Origin of the sequence: Oceanispirochaeta sp. M1 (genome assembly GCF_003346715.1) — a bacterium.
Taxonomy (GTDB): Bacteria; Spirochaetota; Spirochaetia; order DSM-2461; family DSM-2461; genus Oceanispirochaeta.
On sequence record NZ_QQPQ01000017.1, the window covers coordinates 16362 to 30421 of the forward strand.

Here is a 14060-nt window from a genome sequence, read left to right on the forward strand (position 1 = left end):
TATTCAGCCTTGTCAATTTCCTATGATCTGAGTGAATACCTTTTTCAAGTAGGCTCTATGCTCTTTCATGCAGAAGAGAGTAAGAATTGTTTCCTTGAGCAATCCTGAATCTTCAGGATAAATGGAATCCTCTGAAAGTATCTCCCCGTCAAACTGAATACTCTTCCAGCTGCTTTCTTGGGGAATCAGAGCCTTAAGTCTGATGATTTTCTCACTGTTTTCTGATATCAGAGATTTCAGCACTTCCGAATTTTCTTTAAGGGCTCCCTGAAATGAGAGCTGCTCAATTCCATCTTTACCCGTATCTATCATTTTCGCCTGTAAAAGAAAGGGCATCATGCCCCTGGGGAGATCCTCTTCTCTTTTATCCTGAGCTTCCGGTCTGGTCCATGTTCCGTTTCTGGATTCCGAGAATCCGGAAATTCCCGGATAATGACGCTGCAGTTTTTCTCTGATTTCTTTCAGAAGATCAGAAGCATGAATGTCCGCTTTTGTAATCAGCACATAGGGCTTTCCTTCAAACTGCCTGGAGTAGGCGGGAAGATAATCATGGAAGCGTTTGAACTGAATTGCATCCGTACAGACCAGTACTTCATCCACCAGGAGTTTGTCGGCACTGAAGTTGGTGCTGATACTTTTTTTCATCTCCCAGGGAACGGCCAGGCCGGTGGCTTCAATATAGATATGATCCGGTTTTTCATCGTTTACTATGGTGAGAAGATTCTGGAGCAGTTTCTCCTTGAGACTGCAGCAGATACAGCCGCCTTTAATCTCCTTCTTGGAATAATCTCCCTTTTCAATAAGAAGGGCATCGATATTAACATCTCCGAAATCATTTATCAGAATTGCTGTTCTCTGCCCTTCTGGTAAATCCCTGATTATATTGTTGAGGATTGTTGTTTTCCCACTTCCAAGGAAACCGCCGATGATTGTAATTTTGATTGGATTCTCTGACATGATCTGATTGTAACGATTTTAATCGAGCAAATCCATGGTAATAACATATGTAAAAAAATAAATAATAAAGTTACAATTGACATGCAAGTGAATTAATGTAGAATAATATGTATGAAGAATACAAAAGGCATTACATCTCACGCAAAAAGCGTGAAGATTACAAAAGAAAAGTATCTGGACATGTATCTTAAAATGGTTCAGACCCGAAAATTTGAAGAAAAAGCTGCCCGTCTTTTTGTCGAGGGCAAGGTTCATGGAACAGCTCACTTCTGTATTGGTGAAGAAGCTACCGGGATCGGCGTGTGCTCTGCTCTCGAAAATGAAGACTATATCTTGCAGACCCACCGTGGTCATAATCAGGGAATCGGTAAGAATATGGACATCAACAAAATGATGGCTGAGTTCCTGGGTAAAGAAACCGGATATTGTAAAGGCAAGGGCGGTTGTATGCATATTGCCGATTTTTCAGTTGGCAGTCTGGGGGCAAACGGTATTGTGGGGGGAGGAATTCCACTCGCTGTAGGTGCCGGTCTGAGTCAGAAATATTTAAAGAAAGATAATATTACCGTCGGATTTTTTGGAGACGGAGCCAGCAATGAAGGTACTTTTCATGAGGCTCTGAACCTGGCATCAGTCTGGAAACTTCCAGTCTTATTTGTTTGCACCAATAACTATTATGGTATGTCTACTCATGTAAGTAAATCCATGAATATCGATGATATTTCGGTTCGTGCCTCTTCTTATGGAATCAAAGGACTGGCCCTGGATGGAAATGATGTGGTCAATATATATAAAGAAACTCTCAAAGCAAAAGAATATGTTAAAGAAAACGGCCCCATGCTGATGGTATTGAATACATATCGCTGGTTTGGTCACTCCAAGAGTGATCCCCAGGCATACAGAAGCAAAGAAGAAGTTAAAGAGTGGAAGGAAAAGTGTCCCATTAAGCGGTACAGTGAATTTCTTATAAAAGAAGGTCTTGCCTCTAAGGATGATCTGGAGGCTCTGGATAAGCAGGCAGAGCAGGATATAATAAATGCTGTTGAATTTGCAGAGAACAGTCCTGAACCTAAAATTGAAAACATCTTTGATGATGTATATGCCGACTGAACCGGAGATACAGGAGAATACAATGCGCGAAATAACATATGCAGATGCTATCAGAGAAGCCATGAGCGAAGAGATGCGTCGTGATGAAAATATAATTTTTATGGGTGAAGACATCGGATTATACGGGGGAGCCTTCGGTGTCTCCCGCGGGATGTTTGAAGAGTTTGGTGAAGAGCGTGTATTGGATACACCAATCACCGAAATGGCAATTACGGGAGCCGCTGCCGGGGCTGCCATGACCGGCCTCAGGCCTATTGCAGAGCTGATGTTCAGTGATTTTATGACACTGGCCATGGATCAGCTTGTAAACCAGGCGGCAAAAACCCGGTTTCAGTTTGGTGGACAGGCGTCTGTTCCCATGGTTCTCAGGGCCCCCGGTGGTTCTGGTACAGGTGCAGCAGAGCAGCACTCTCAAAGTCTGGAAGCCTGGGTCTGTCATGCCCCGGGTCTGAAAGTTGTTATACCCTCCACCCCCTATGATGCCAAAGGGCTCCTGAAAACAGCCATCAGGGACAACAATCCCGTTGTGTTTATTGAACAGAAACTTTTATACAGAACCAAGGGTGAAGTCCCTGAAATCGAGGATGACTACACAATTCCTCTTGGTGTGGCAGATATTAAACGGGAAGGTAAAGACCTGACCATTATCACCTATGGCCGCATGGTCCAGCGTAGTCTGGAAGTTGCTGATAAATACGCTGAAAAGGGTATTGAAATCGAAGTCATTGATATCAGAAGCCTTGTACCTTTGGATAAAGATTGTCTTATTCAGTCTGCCAAGAAGACTGGAAAGGTTGTCATTGTTCATGAAGCCTGCCAGACAGGTGGATTTGGCGGGGAGCTTTCAAGTGTTATTGTTGACAGTGATGCTTTTTTCTATCTGGATGCTCCGGTAAAAAGAGTCGGAGGACTGGATGTTCCCATTCCTTATAATCCGAACCTGGAAGCTCTGGTTGTACCCACAATAGACAGCATTTCTGCTGCCATTGACGAAATCCTTTAGGAGGCATTATGGCTGAATCAATAATAATGCCCAAAACGGGTATGGCTATGGAAGAAGGAGTCATTGTTGAATGGCTCGTGAAAGAAGGGGATGTTGTTTCAACAGGCGACCCCGTTGTTGAGATTGAAACCGATAAGAGTTCCATGGAAGTGGAATCGGATTATGATGGAACTATCCTGAAAATCCTTTATGAAAACGGAGAGACAGTTCCCGTTGTTCAGACCATCGCCTGGATAGGGAAACCGGGAGAGAAGATTCCAGAGTCTTCCTCTGAAGGTTTTGGTGAACTTCAGGACATCAGCAAACCAGGGCTCCCGGACCTTGAGGCAAAACCTGCAGAGACTGAGATTCCCAATGAGTCATCCAATGTTTCTGATGGTAAAGTCAAAGCAACTCCTGCGGCCAGGCGAGCGGCCGCTGAAAGAGCATTGCCCCTTGAATCAATATCACCCAGTGGCCGGTCCGGGGAAATCCGGGAAGCCGATGTCCTCTCCTTTAAACAGGTGAATACAACAGCTCTGGCCGGACGTGTGGCTCTGGATCAGGGTCTAGATCTGTCAGGTATACAGGGTAGTGGACATGATGGAAAAATTTTCAGCTCTGATCTGAATTCAAATGTTTCTCAGGAACTGCAAGGCCCAGGTATGGCTGAGGATCAGAGAGTTCCTTTGACCAATATTCAGAAAATAACAGGAAGACGGCTGCTTCAGAGTCATACTGAAATACCTGTTGTAACCAGTCATATACAAGCTGACGTAAGCGAAATGCTGAAGATTAGAAAACAGATCAATAAGGCTCTCAATGGTGAAGTCAAAATCACTATCAATGACTTTGTATTGAAGGCCTGTGCTCTTGCTCTTGAGGAAAATCCCCGGGTTAACGCTGTTCTTGATGGTACAGACCTTATCTATAAAGGGAATATAAATCTCAGTATGGCTGTGGCAACAGGAAAAGGTCTTCTGGTTCCTGTCATTCAGAATGCAAACAGGCTTTCTTTAAAACAACTTTCTTCTGTCGCTGCCGACCTGGCAAAGCGTGGAAGAGAGGGCAAGATCAAATCAGAGGAAATGGAAGGGGGAACCTTTACCATAAGTAATATCGGTACCTTCGGGATAAGCGGTTTTACACCCATTATTAATCAGCCACAGGCTGCCATACTGGGTGTCTGTGCTATAGATGAAAAACTGAAATTAGTGGATGGAGCAGTCTGTGTAAGTAATATTATGGGACTCAGCCTTACTTTTGACCACAGAATTTTAGATGGTGCCGAGTCTTCTATCTTCCTCAGCCGAATACGGGAATTACTTGAAACCCCACTGGCTTTGATGGTTTAAGGAGAGATAGAAATTATGTCTGATACAAAGAAACAACAGAATAACGGCTCATATGGTCTCATCGTTATAGGAGGAGGTCCTGCCGGGTATGTGGCGGCAATAAAAGCTGCTCAGCTTGGTGCTAAGGTTGCTCTTGTTGAGCAGGATACCCTGGGGGGAACCTGTTTAAACCGGGGTTGTATTCCTACAAAGGCCTACCTGAAAAATGCTGAAATAATTGAAGAGATCAAACATGCCGCTTCCCGTGGGATAAGGCTGATAAATACGGAATTTCAGGTCGATATGCCTGCTACTCTGAAGATGAAAGACAAGGTAGTGAAAAAGCTGACCGGTGGAGTCGGGCGTCTGTTAAAAGCCAATGGTGTGGATGTCTTTTATGGAAAGGGCATCATTGAATCTGAAAACACAGTGTCCATCGATGGAGCAGATCAGATTAAGGGTGATAAGATCCTGATTGCTGGCGGATCAAAAGTTGCCCGAATTCCAATACCGGGTATTGATACTCCAAGAGTCTTCAGCAGTGATGAAATATTGTCTATTGATAAACTGCCTGCCAGTATGACTGTCATCGGCGGGGGAGTTATCGGGGTCGAAATGGCTTTGATTTTCCTCTCATTCGGTGTCAAAATAAACATCGTTGAAATGGAAGACAGGCTGCTGCCATTTATGGATACTTCTATCTCTGTTTTTATTGAGAAGCTGTTGATAAAAAAGGGTGCCGGAATATATAAGGGTGTACGCCTTGAAAAAATTGAAGAAAAAGGTCCCGGACTGGCTTTCTCTCTCTCATCGGGTGAAACTCTGGAAGCTGAGAAGGCTCTCCTTTCAATAGGACGGGTACCGGACCTTTCTGTTCTGGGTGAAATTTCTATCAAGACTGAACGTGGACGCATACTTGTCAATGAATATCAGGAGACCAATATTTCCGGTATCTATGCAGCAGGAGATGTGACCGGCCAGAAAATGCTGGCCCATGCCGCCTTCAAACTAGGTGAAGTGGCTGCCGAAAATGCTTTAGGAGCATTGAAAAAAGCAGACATGCGTTATGTACCATCTGTGGTCTATTCTCTGCCGGAAGTTGCTTCTGTCGGTCTTACCGAGGAACAGGCTGCTCTCAAGGGAGAGATTTCAACAGGTTACTTTCCCCTGGCCGGCAATGGAAAAGCTCTGGCTGTGGGAGAATCAGAAGGCTTCGTTAAAATTGTAACGGATACAAAATATGGAGAAGTACTCGGTGTCCACATGGCGGGACCCGGTGTTTCAGAGATCATCAATGAAGCGGCTGCTCTTATGGCTATGGAAGTGACAAGTCATGAGATTGCCGATATCATTCATGGACACCCCTCAGTCGGGGAGGCTTTTATGGAGGCGGCAGCAGATAGTCTGGGGAGATGTCTCCATCTTCCTCCTTCTTTAAAATAATTACATATATCAGCAGACCGGTATTCGGAACCCAAGTGTCGACCGGTCTGTATTGAACAGAACAGCGAATTGTTTTTGTTTGCTTACTATGGTAACGTGATAGTCTCAGGAGTTTTCTTTGATTCAGAAAGACCGGAATTTTTTAATTGAACTTGCCAAGAAATACTACAATGATGGACTCTCTCAAGAGGTAATAGCCCGGCATTTCAAAATATCCAGACCCAGTGTCTCCAATCTTCTGAAACAATGCCGTGAAGAGGGAATTGTCGAAATACGGATACAGGAAAGTGACAGTTCGCTGGTATCCGCCTTGTCGGAAAGACTCATAAAAGACTATGGCCTGAGAACCGCTGTTGTTGTCCATTCAGAAGATGATAAGGCAGCTACTCTTGCTGCCGCAGGAGCAGCCGCAGCAAGAGTTCTTCAGTCAAAGCTGAGGGATCGGCAGAGAGTCGGATTGGCCTGGGGCAGCAGTCTTTATCAGCTTGTTAAGGCTCTGGATGTGCAAAGTGTTGTTGATACTGAAGTTATTCAGATGACCGGAAGCCTGGGAATGGAAAATCTGTCATATGATGGATTCGAACTCTCCAGGAACCTTGCGAATAAAATTAATGGCAGCTGCCGTCTGATTCAGGCACCGGTGATCGTTAAGAATCTCGAGCTGAAAAAACTCCTTCTTAAAGAATCTCCAATAGCCGAAACAATGGAACTGATGGGTCAGATAGACATTGCTCTTGTAGGTTTGAGTCCGGATAATCCTGATTTCAGCTCAATGGTCAGGGAAGGTTTTCTTAATCTATCTGATGCAGTCAGGATTCAGGAAATGGGAGGCATCGGTCATATATGCGGCCTTCATTATGATAAAAACGGACAGCTTTTAGACATACCTGAAAATCAGAGAGTTATCGGTATTCCCTGGGATATGCTGCTGAAAGTGCCTGATGTCATAGGTATTGCCTGCGGTGCGGAAAAAGCAGAGGCCATTCTTGGTGCTGTCAAGGGCCGTCTGGTCAACTCTATTGTCACTGATGAAAATGCAGCCTTGCGGATGCTTTCACAGGGCTGATCTGTAGATCCTTCGGATATTTAATTAGATTTTTACCTTTGGGTTTATAATCTTAAAATCCGACTCAATTAACTTTTTCAATTCATCAAGTGCTTCCTTTTCATCCTCACCATCTGCTGATATAGATATGGTATCTCCCTGGGAAACATTGAGAAGAATGACCTTCAGTATTGCCTTGGCCTTTGCTGTTTTTTCTCCTTTTTTTACAATAATTTCAGATGAGAACAGTTTTGCAGTTCTCACAAAAACATCTGCTGGTCTGGAATGCAGCCCTGTGTCATTTGTGATGGTTATATTCAATTCAGTCATTTTATTTCCTACGTTTTAAGTGTTTAGTCAAATTTTTAAGAATATTTTCCCGGTTTGCCTTTTGGTAATACAAAGCTGACCTTGTGGAAATTATGGGGACTTTTATGGATTTCAGAAGGGTTTTCCAGAATTCAGGATCTTCCATTTCCTCTAAATAATCCAAGGTTTCAAGAGTGAGATGGTCCTCGCCTCTATTCGTCAGAATACTTCTAATAATCCTTTTTTCATTTAAATGAGCCAATAAGAGGATTGCTCCATACAGAACAACAATCGTATTGAAAAGAAGCTGATAACTCATATAAAAATTGATCACTTTTTGTCCTAGAGCTCCGGACATCATTAATGAAATCTCTGATATCATTTTATCTCCTACACAGTTATGCAATCAATATTAAGTTTTGTGAATGCGCCTTTATATTTTGCATCCAATTTACTGTCAGTAATAATTTTTGTTACACATTCAATTCCCTGAAGTCTGTTAAAATATATTTTTCCAAATTTAGTCGAATCGCCTATGAGTATGACTTCATCAGCTACTTCCATCATCTGTTTAATCATAGGAATCATTGAACTAGCCTGAAAATAGGTTAATCCATGTTCTATATCTATACCATCTGCAGAAATAAACAGTTTGTCAGCATACTTAATACTATCAAGTCCGCTCTGATTATATTCCATTTTAGTTGAGTAGTTTCCTTCCACTTCACCACCAATAATATAGGTATTGATATTGTCCAGTTCTGACAGTTCAAGAGCCAGAGAAAGTGAGTTCGTGACCACCCTGAAGTTGATATCTAGACCACTGATAATACGTCCAGTTAAGGTCGTAATGGCCCCGGGACCTAATATTACAGTATCCTGTTCATTTATCAGGGTCGAGCAGTACTCGGCTATCCTTATCTTTTCAACAATTGCATGACTCAGGTTTTCTTTTCTGACTGACTCAGAGAAGTCCGTTCTCAAGATGATACCACCACCGATGGTCTGCACTACCTGCCCTGATTTTTCAAGCTCTTTAATATCCCTACGAATTGTTGCCGTTGAAACATTGTAATCAGCTGCAAGATTCTCAAGGTTTGTAGTGCCCTTCAGGCGGAGGTTGTTGATGATTCCATTAATCCTGTCTTTCTTATTTTTCATCAGTTATTGAACTTTCAAATCAAATGAAAAAGACCCACAGTTTCCTTTTCCTTTACTTTGGAATTAAAGATTTCCATAGCCTCTTCAGATTTTTCGATTATAAGCTCTATTCCCTTATTTTTAATCTCTTCCTGAGTCTCTATACTCATCGAAATTGGCAACATAAAACCGGTACCAAAAACAATAACCTCAGGATTAACAGCCATGACACTTTCAAGATCACACATCTGTACGCTGTTTCTTTCTTTTATCCACCATTTAGTATCCATATTATCTTTAAAAACTATAGTATCAGACCTGGATACTTTTCCATTAAACAGTAGTTTACCCATAGAAATTGATTCAATCATATACTATGCCTCCAAATATGATATGATTTTATTCATATCATTTTCAATTCCTATACCTGTCAGGAAAGAAAGAGTTTGGATCACAGGGATATCACCCACGTCAAAAATCATAGTTGTTGTTACTATTAAATCCACATCATTCAGTTTTGACGATACTTCAGATGCCTTGCACTGATCAAATCGAACACCCGTAATTCCTTTTTCTTCAAGAATTTCCTCTATCTTTCTCAAAACAACAGTGGATGTTGCAATAGCAGTTCCACAGCATACAAGGATTTTTTTCCCAATCATTTTAAATCTCCTTTTTTCTATATTACTTGACGTAAATACGCCTTAATTTCTTCTTCAGTTTCCATTTCAAGTACTCTCTGAGCTGCTGCCCGGCACTCTTTGGAAGATAATCCACGAATTTGACCGATGGTCTGTGGAAGCAGCTGTCCGGACATACTGAGTTCCTTCACTCCCAGTCCAATCAATACAGGTATAGCCAAAGGCATCCCTGCCAGTTCTCCGCAAATCCCTGCCCATTTCTGAGCCTTACCCGCATTATCGCAGGTCTGTTTTATGGCTCTGAAAATTGACGGGCTGAACATTCGATAGTATTCACTTATATCTTCATTAATACGATCTACCGATAACAGGTATTGTGTCAAATCATTTGTTCCAATACTTACAAAATCACATTCTTTCAATAATATATCTGATATCAGTACTGCAGCAGCAGTCTCCACCATGACTCCAGTTTCAAAATCAGAGGAATATTCTATGCCTTCCTCTTTTAGTTCATCAGCCGCAATTCCCATCAATTCCCGGGCCTGTCGGTATTCGGCAATATCAGAAATCATGGGGAACATAACTCTGATATCACCATGTACCGCAGCTCTCATGAGTGCCCGTAGCTGGGTTTTGAATATATCCTTATATTTCAGACAGACTCTTATACCCCTTAATCCCAGAAAAGGGTTTTCCTCGCTAGGCAGGGAGAGGCATTTTACTTCTTTATCACCGCCGATATCCAATGTACGGATGACAGCCATACCACCCTCTAAACGTTTTGCAATGGTACTGTAAAAATTGTACTGGGTTTCCTCATCCGGGAGATCCGGTGAATTCAAAAAGAGGAATTCAGTTCTCACCAGACCTACAGTTTTTGCCCCGAAGGCCAGAGCGTCATCTAGATCCTGCTCAGAGCCTATATTTGCAGAAAGAATAATCTTTATTCCATCTGTGGTAATCGGTTCCAGATCTTTCATCTTCAGATTCAATTCTTTCTGTTTGTTGTATTTGATGATCTTAGTATTCAGTTCTAAGCTTGTTTTTTCATCAGGATTGATGTAAATAACCGCTTTTTCAAAGTCACTGACATCTAAATATATTTCTTCACCTTTTTGACAGGTGTTTAATGCGTCTTTAACTCCCACAGATGCCGGAATGGACAGGCTTTTTGCAAGTATTGCAACATGAGAGGTTACTCCACCTTTTTCGCTGATAAACCCCATAACATGTTTCCTATTCATCATAGCTGTATCTGAAGGCATGAGGTTTTCTGCAATGACTATGCTGCCTTCAGGAACAGAGGCGAGACTAAGTTCTTCTACACCAAGGAGATTTCGTAAAATTCTCTTGCATACATCTTCAAGGTCCAGAAGGCGTTGACGATTGTAGTCATCTTCACCCATAGAGCTGAACTGACTGGAATAGAGGGTTAATATGGTTTGAAGAGCTTCTTCGCAGCACATTTTTTCCTCTTCAATAACTTCGCATATTTCAGCTAGAAACTCATCATCTTCCACCATAGTCATCTGAGCTCTGAATATATGTGCATATTCTTCACCCAAAGATCCAGACATAGTGTCTTTTATAGTGCTCAGCTCTGCTAAAGAGCTTTGGAAGGCAGTTTGGAGTCTTTTCTTTTCACTTTCTATATCTGTAATTTTCCTGCTTTCAAAGTGAAGATCTAACGTTTTGTAAAGGAAGGCACTTCCCCTGCTTAAGCCGGGAGAGGCCGTTTTTCCATTAAGAATTTTCATGACTCACCTTTTAAATTTGCACCGACTTGTTTAATGAGGATGTCATACATTTTTCGGCCGTCTTCTGCATGCAGGAGTGAATCAAGAACAGAATCATCCTGATAGGTCGTTATCAGAGTTGTCAATAAATCTCCAATCAGCTTTTTTTCTTTCAAGGCAAACATGGAGATCATTTGTACCTGAATCTTTTCATCGGGATCACCCATTACCGAAAATTCCAGGGGATCTTTGAGGCGGGCAAAGAGAATAACAGATTCGTTAACATGTTCCGCATCAGTGTGGGGGATGGCAATCTTATGACCTTCCATGGGAAGACCGGAAGGATAATTTTTCTCCCTGTATTGAATTGCTTCAATAAATGATTCTTTAACCAATCCCATGGAGAACAGTTTTTCTCCCATCTGTTTCAGTGCTGCTTCTTTTGTGTCGGCAGACAGATTTTCAATGATATATTCAGGTTTAAGAATATCTTCGATTCGCATGTGAGATCCTTTAAAGTAAAATTATGAAGTACCGGGCTGCCGAGGCAGCCCGGTTTTATGTGTGTTTAAATAATTACCGGTAAATACCAATCACTTGGAATCTATTCGACTTCTTCGGCTCTGAAACCAGCAAGTTTGTGCCATGTGTCAGGGTACTTTTTCAGTCCCCACCAGCTGGCGCCAAGGATGATAACAATAATTGAGTTTCCTAGCCAGAAGAAATCACTTACCCAGAGGAACATTGCGGGAATCCAGTTTCCGCCGTCACAGATACTGGATACCAGGTTAGCACCTTCGGGAAGTGCAAAGTCTGCTGACAGGGCTGCTGCAGTAGTTCCGGGAGCCAGGTAATTCATTATATAGATCGCAGGAATCATAAATACTGTAGATATGACAATAGAGCGGAATACATTTTCTTTAACAATGGGAATTACCATACAAACCAGGAAGGGCAGTACAGCCAGATCTCCAAAAGGAATTACTCTGTTTCCTGGAAGGATAATAGCAAGGAGCAAAGTGATGGGCACCATTACAAGACCTGTTGCTATAGCTGTGGGATGACCAACAATTATTGCTGAATCCAGACCAATGAAAATTTCTCTGTTTTTAGCATGTTTCTGTAGAAAATCTCTTGCCGCGTCTGAAAGAGGGATTAGACCTTCCATTAAAAGAGCTACCATACGGGGCATTAATACCATGACGGCACCTAGAGATACGGAAGTAGAAAGGATTTTACCAAGCCAGTCTGTCCAGGGACCAAGTCCAAGGTAAGCAATGGACGAAAGCACAAGACCGATTACAACACCCATGATCAGAGGCTCACCCATCAGTCCGAATTTTTTCTTGATTGTTATTGGGTCACCTTTGATGTCTCTGACACCGGGGATTAAATCAATGATTTTGTTGATAACGATTGCAAAGGGGATTGGAGCTGCTGAAAATCCATGAGGAATGGAAATTCCCGGCAGTTTCATGGTCTGCTGGACGGCAGGGGCTGTCCAGTCTGCAAGGAAGAGCATGACTGCTGCGAAAATCATTGCGGAAATCAGTCCGTACCAGATATTGCCTGTTGCCCACTGTACCAGTCCGCCGACAAAAGCAAAATGCCAGAAGTTCCAGATATCGATGTTGATCGTCTTGGTCACTTTTGTAAAGATCAGAAGAAGATTAAGAAGGATACCCGCAGGTATGATTAAAGTTGATATTTTTGAACCGAATGCGATGGATGCACATGCAGGCCAGCCTACATCGATAATATCCATTTGCAGACCGAAACGTTCTACCATTCCTTTTGAAACGGGTCCGATATTATTGGACAATAAGCCAATAACAAGATTCAATCCGATAAAACCGACACCGAACATCAATGATGATCTGAGTGCTTTCCCTGGTTTTGCCCCGAATACTAACGCGATGACAAACAGGATGATTGGGAGAAGGACAGATGGGCCGAGACCCAGGAAAAAACCTACTACGCTTTCCATAAAAGCTCCTTTAATGATTGTTTAAATATCCTATAATAGGAATTTGCAGCTGTCAAACAAAAAATGAAATTAAATAGAAAGAAAATGAAAATTAATTGCATAAAAATGGTTTTAGGGACCTATTTTTGTATGGTCCGAAGGTATTAATCTTCATAGAATTTAATTTCCTATCGATTTTTTGAGAACTTTAAATATTTAATATCTTGTTTTTGGGTAAGGAAATAATTATATTTTTGAAAAGCCGGAATCAAGATTTAACGGCTTGTTTCCGGCTCAGTCTAAAAGGGTTTCAAGACTACTTTTCAGAAGGAAATTGAAATCCCCACTGGTTTCTCAATGTATCCAGGGTCTTTATAATGGAAAGTGATTCGTCAAGGGGAACCATTTTACTTTCTGTTTCACCCCTGTCGAGGCATTCCATGACTTCTCTGGCTTCATATTCGTACCCGTTGAATCCATCCAGAGGGTATTCAATCCGTTCAGGATCTTTTCCCTCTCTGTGAACAGTCATTGCAGTAGGTTTGTACCAGGGATCATCAATGACAATCTTACCTTTGTCGCCGAATACAACGGCATCTTTTATGTCATGTGTCATTTGAGAACTCATAATTGTCGCCAGTCGTCCACCTTTGTATTTCATGGCGCAGGATGAATGGTAATCAAACCCGTTTGGACCTATATAGGCCAGGCCGGTTACTTCTTCGGGCTCCCCGAAGAGTTGTGAGGCAAAGGCTATTCCATAAAGGCCTATATCCAGTAAAGCACTGGCTCCCAGCTTTACATCCCAGAAACGATTGCCGTCTCCCGGAGGGGCAACAGCGCTGAAATTAGCCAAAACACCTCTAGGGTCGCCTAGGGCACCTTCTGCAATCAATTCCTGTATTTTTCTGTGGATAGGGAAGAATCTTGTCCACATGGCTTCCATAAGGAAGAGATTCTTTTTTCTTGCCAGTGTTATCAGAGTCTGACTCTCTTTTGCATTGATGGTCAGAGCTTTCTCACAGAGAACGGATTTTCCAGCTTCAAGACACATTGTGACATCTTTAATATGGCAGACACCGGGCGTTCCTATATAAACTATATCTACATCGGGATCGGCAACAACCTGTTCATATCCGACATAACGTTTTTCTATACTGTATTTATCAGCAAAAGAATCAGCGGATTCAATGCGTCGGGATCCTACTGCAAGAAGCTCAGCTTCTTCGGGGATGTTATTCAGAGCTTCGGCAAATCTGTTTGCAATCTTTCCGGTTCCTAGAATGGCCCATCTGTACTTCTTCATGTTATCTCCATTATTGATATTATTGATATTATTGATTGATTTAGTATTCTAAAAATATATCGGAGAATGAATAGTTGTCAATGTAAAT

15 protein-coding genes are annotated in these 14060 nt (G+C 42.1%); 5 read left to right on the forward strand and 10 right to left on the reverse strand.

Annotated elements, in window-relative coordinates; genetic code table 11:
- Window positions 1-12: 12 nt before the first annotated feature.
- Window positions 13-957, reverse strand: coding sequence for a GTP-binding protein (locus DV872_RS13365; protein ID WP_114630451.1), 945 nt, complete (start codon window positions 955-957; stop codon window positions 13-15).
- 111 nt (window positions 958-1068) lie between these two features.
- Here DV872_RS13365 and DV872_RS13370 point away from each other — a divergent pair, with 111 nt between their 5' ends.
- The 5 genes from DV872_RS13370 (at window position 1069) to DV872_RS13390 (ending at window position 6892) form a co-directional block, all read left to right on the forward strand.
- Window positions 1069-2067, forward strand: a complete 999-nt coding sequence (locus tag DV872_RS13370; protein WP_216664390.1) for a thiamine pyrophosphate-dependent dehydrogenase E1 component subunit alpha — start codon at window positions 1069-1071, stop codon at window positions 2065-2067.
- 22 nt (window positions 2068-2089) lie between these two features.
- A complete protein-coding gene (locus DV872_RS13375) occupies window positions 2090-3070 on the forward strand; it encodes an alpha-ketoacid dehydrogenase subunit beta (protein WP_114630452.1) in 981 nt (326 codons plus the stop codon).
- 8 nt (window positions 3071-3078) lie between these two features.
- Entirely contained in the window at window positions 3079-4404 is a 1326-nt protein-coding gene (locus DV872_RS13380) for a dihydrolipoamide acetyltransferase family protein (RefSeq protein ID WP_114630453.1), read from the forward strand.
- Between the two features lie 15 nt (window positions 4405-4419).
- The gene (gene lpdA / locus DV872_RS13385; RefSeq protein ID WP_114630454.1) at window positions 4420-5826 is read left to right on the forward strand and encodes a dihydrolipoyl dehydrogenase; all 1407 of its coding nucleotides are present in this window, start codon (window positions 4420-4422) and stop codon (window positions 5824-5826) included.
- A 118-nt stretch (window positions 5827-5944) separates the two neighbouring features.
- Window positions 5945-6892, forward strand: a complete 948-nt coding sequence (locus tag DV872_RS13390) for a sugar-binding transcriptional regulator (RefSeq protein ID WP_114630455.1) — start codon at window positions 5945-5947, stop codon at window positions 6890-6892.
- Between the two features lie 24 nt (window positions 6893-6916).
- Here the strand turns inward: DV872_RS13390 and DV872_RS13395 are convergent, their stop codons facing one another.
- The 9 genes from DV872_RS13395 to DV872_RS13435 form a co-directional block, all read right to left on the reverse strand.
- A complete protein-coding gene (locus DV872_RS13395; protein WP_114630456.1) occupies window positions 6917-7201 on the reverse strand; it encodes an HPr family phosphocarrier protein in 285 nt (94 codons plus the stop codon).
- Between the two features lies 1 nt (window position 7202).
- Window positions 7203-7562, reverse strand: coding sequence for a hypothetical protein (locus DV872_RS13400; RefSeq protein WP_114630457.1), 360 nt, complete (start codon window positions 7560-7562; stop codon window positions 7203-7205).
- Between the two features lie 8 nt (window positions 7563-7570).
- Entirely contained in the window at window positions 7571-8341 is a 771-nt protein-coding gene (locus tag DV872_RS13405) for a DeoR/GlpR family DNA-binding transcription regulator (RefSeq protein ID WP_114630458.1), read from the reverse strand.
- A 14-nt stretch (window positions 8342-8355) separates the two neighbouring features.
- Window positions 8356-8691, reverse strand: coding sequence for an MTH938/NDUFAF3 family protein (locus DV872_RS13410; RefSeq protein ID WP_114630459.1), 336 nt, complete (start codon window positions 8689-8691; stop codon window positions 8356-8358).
- A gap of 3 nt (window positions 8692-8694) precedes the next feature.
- On the reverse strand, window positions 8695-8982 hold the full coding sequence (locus DV872_RS13415; protein ID WP_171832102.1) for a PTS sugar transporter subunit IIB: 288 nt from the start codon (window positions 8980-8982) through the stop codon (window positions 8695-8697).
- A 17-nt stretch (window positions 8983-8999) separates the two neighbouring features.
- Complete coding sequence (gene ptsP / locus DV872_RS13420) at window positions 9000-10721, reverse strand: phosphoenolpyruvate--protein phosphotransferase (RefSeq protein WP_114630460.1); 1722 nt, start codon at window positions 10719-10721, stop codon at window positions 9000-9002.
- Window positions 10718-11203, reverse strand: a complete 486-nt coding sequence (locus DV872_RS13425) for a PTS sugar transporter subunit IIA (RefSeq protein WP_114630461.1) — start codon at window positions 11201-11203, stop codon at window positions 10718-10720. The genes ptsP and DV872_RS13425 overlap by 4 nt, the downstream gene beginning before the upstream one ends.
- Before the next feature lie 101 nt (window positions 11204-11304).
- Entirely contained in the window at window positions 11305-12687 is a 1383-nt protein-coding gene (locus DV872_RS13430) for a PTS galactitol transporter subunit IIC (protein ID WP_114630462.1), read from the reverse strand.
- Window positions 12688-12982: 295 nt separating this feature from the next.
- On the reverse strand, window positions 12983-13972 hold the full coding sequence (locus DV872_RS13435; RefSeq protein ID WP_114630463.1) for a Gfo/Idh/MocA family protein: 990 nt from the start codon (window positions 13970-13972) through the stop codon (window positions 12983-12985).
- Window positions 13973-14060 lie beyond the last annotated feature (88 nt).

Coding starts and splice junctions, on each gene's coding strand:
- DV872_RS13425 (WP_114630461.1), bottom strand. CDS start 11,203: ATGCGAATCGAAGATATTCTTAAACCTGAATATATCATTGAAAATCTG.
- ptsP (WP_114630460.1), bottom strand. CDS start 10,721: ATGAAAATTCTTAATGGAAAAACGGCCTCTCCCGGCTTAAGCAGGGGA.
- DV872_RS13400 (WP_114630457.1), bottom strand. CDS start 7,562: ATGATATCAGAGATTTCATTAATGATGTCCGGAGCTCTAGGACAAAAA.
- DV872_RS13395 (WP_114630456.1), bottom strand. CDS start 7,201: ATGACTGAATTGAATATAACCATCACAAATGACACAGGGCTGCATTCC.
- DV872_RS13365 (WP_114630451.1), bottom strand. CDS start 957: ATGTCAGAGAATCCAATCAAAATTACAATCATCGGCGGTTTCCTTGGA.
- DV872_RS13415 (WP_171832102.1), bottom strand. CDS start 8,982: ATGATTGGGAAAAAAATCCTTGTATGCTGTGGAACTGCTATTGCAACA.
- lpdA (WP_114630454.1), top strand. CDS start 4,420: ATGTCTGATACAAAGAAACAACAGAATAACGGCTCATATGGTCTCATC.
- DV872_RS13410 (WP_114630459.1), bottom strand. CDS start 8,691: ATGATTGAATCAATTTCTATGGGTAAACTACTGTTTAATGGAAAAGTA.
- DV872_RS13380 (WP_114630453.1), top strand. CDS start 3,079: ATGGCTGAATCAATAATAATGCCCAAAACGGGTATGGCTATGGAAGAA.
- DV872_RS13370 (WP_216664390.1), top strand. CDS start 1,069: ATGAAGAATACAAAAGGCATTACATCTCACGCAAAAAGCGTGAAGATT.
- DV872_RS13375 (WP_114630452.1), top strand. CDS start 2,090: ATGCGCGAAATAACATATGCAGATGCTATCAGAGAAGCCATGAGCGAA.
- DV872_RS13405 (WP_114630458.1), bottom strand. CDS start 8,341: ATGAAAAATAAGAAAGACAGGATTAATGGAATCATCAACAACCTCCGC.
- DV872_RS13435 (WP_114630463.1), bottom strand. CDS start 13,972: ATGAAGAAGTACAGATGGGCCATTCTAGGAACCGGAAAGATTGCAAAC.
- DV872_RS13430 (WP_114630462.1), bottom strand. CDS start 12,687: ATGGAAAGCGTAGTAGGTTTTTTCCTGGGTCTCGGCCCATCTGTCCTT.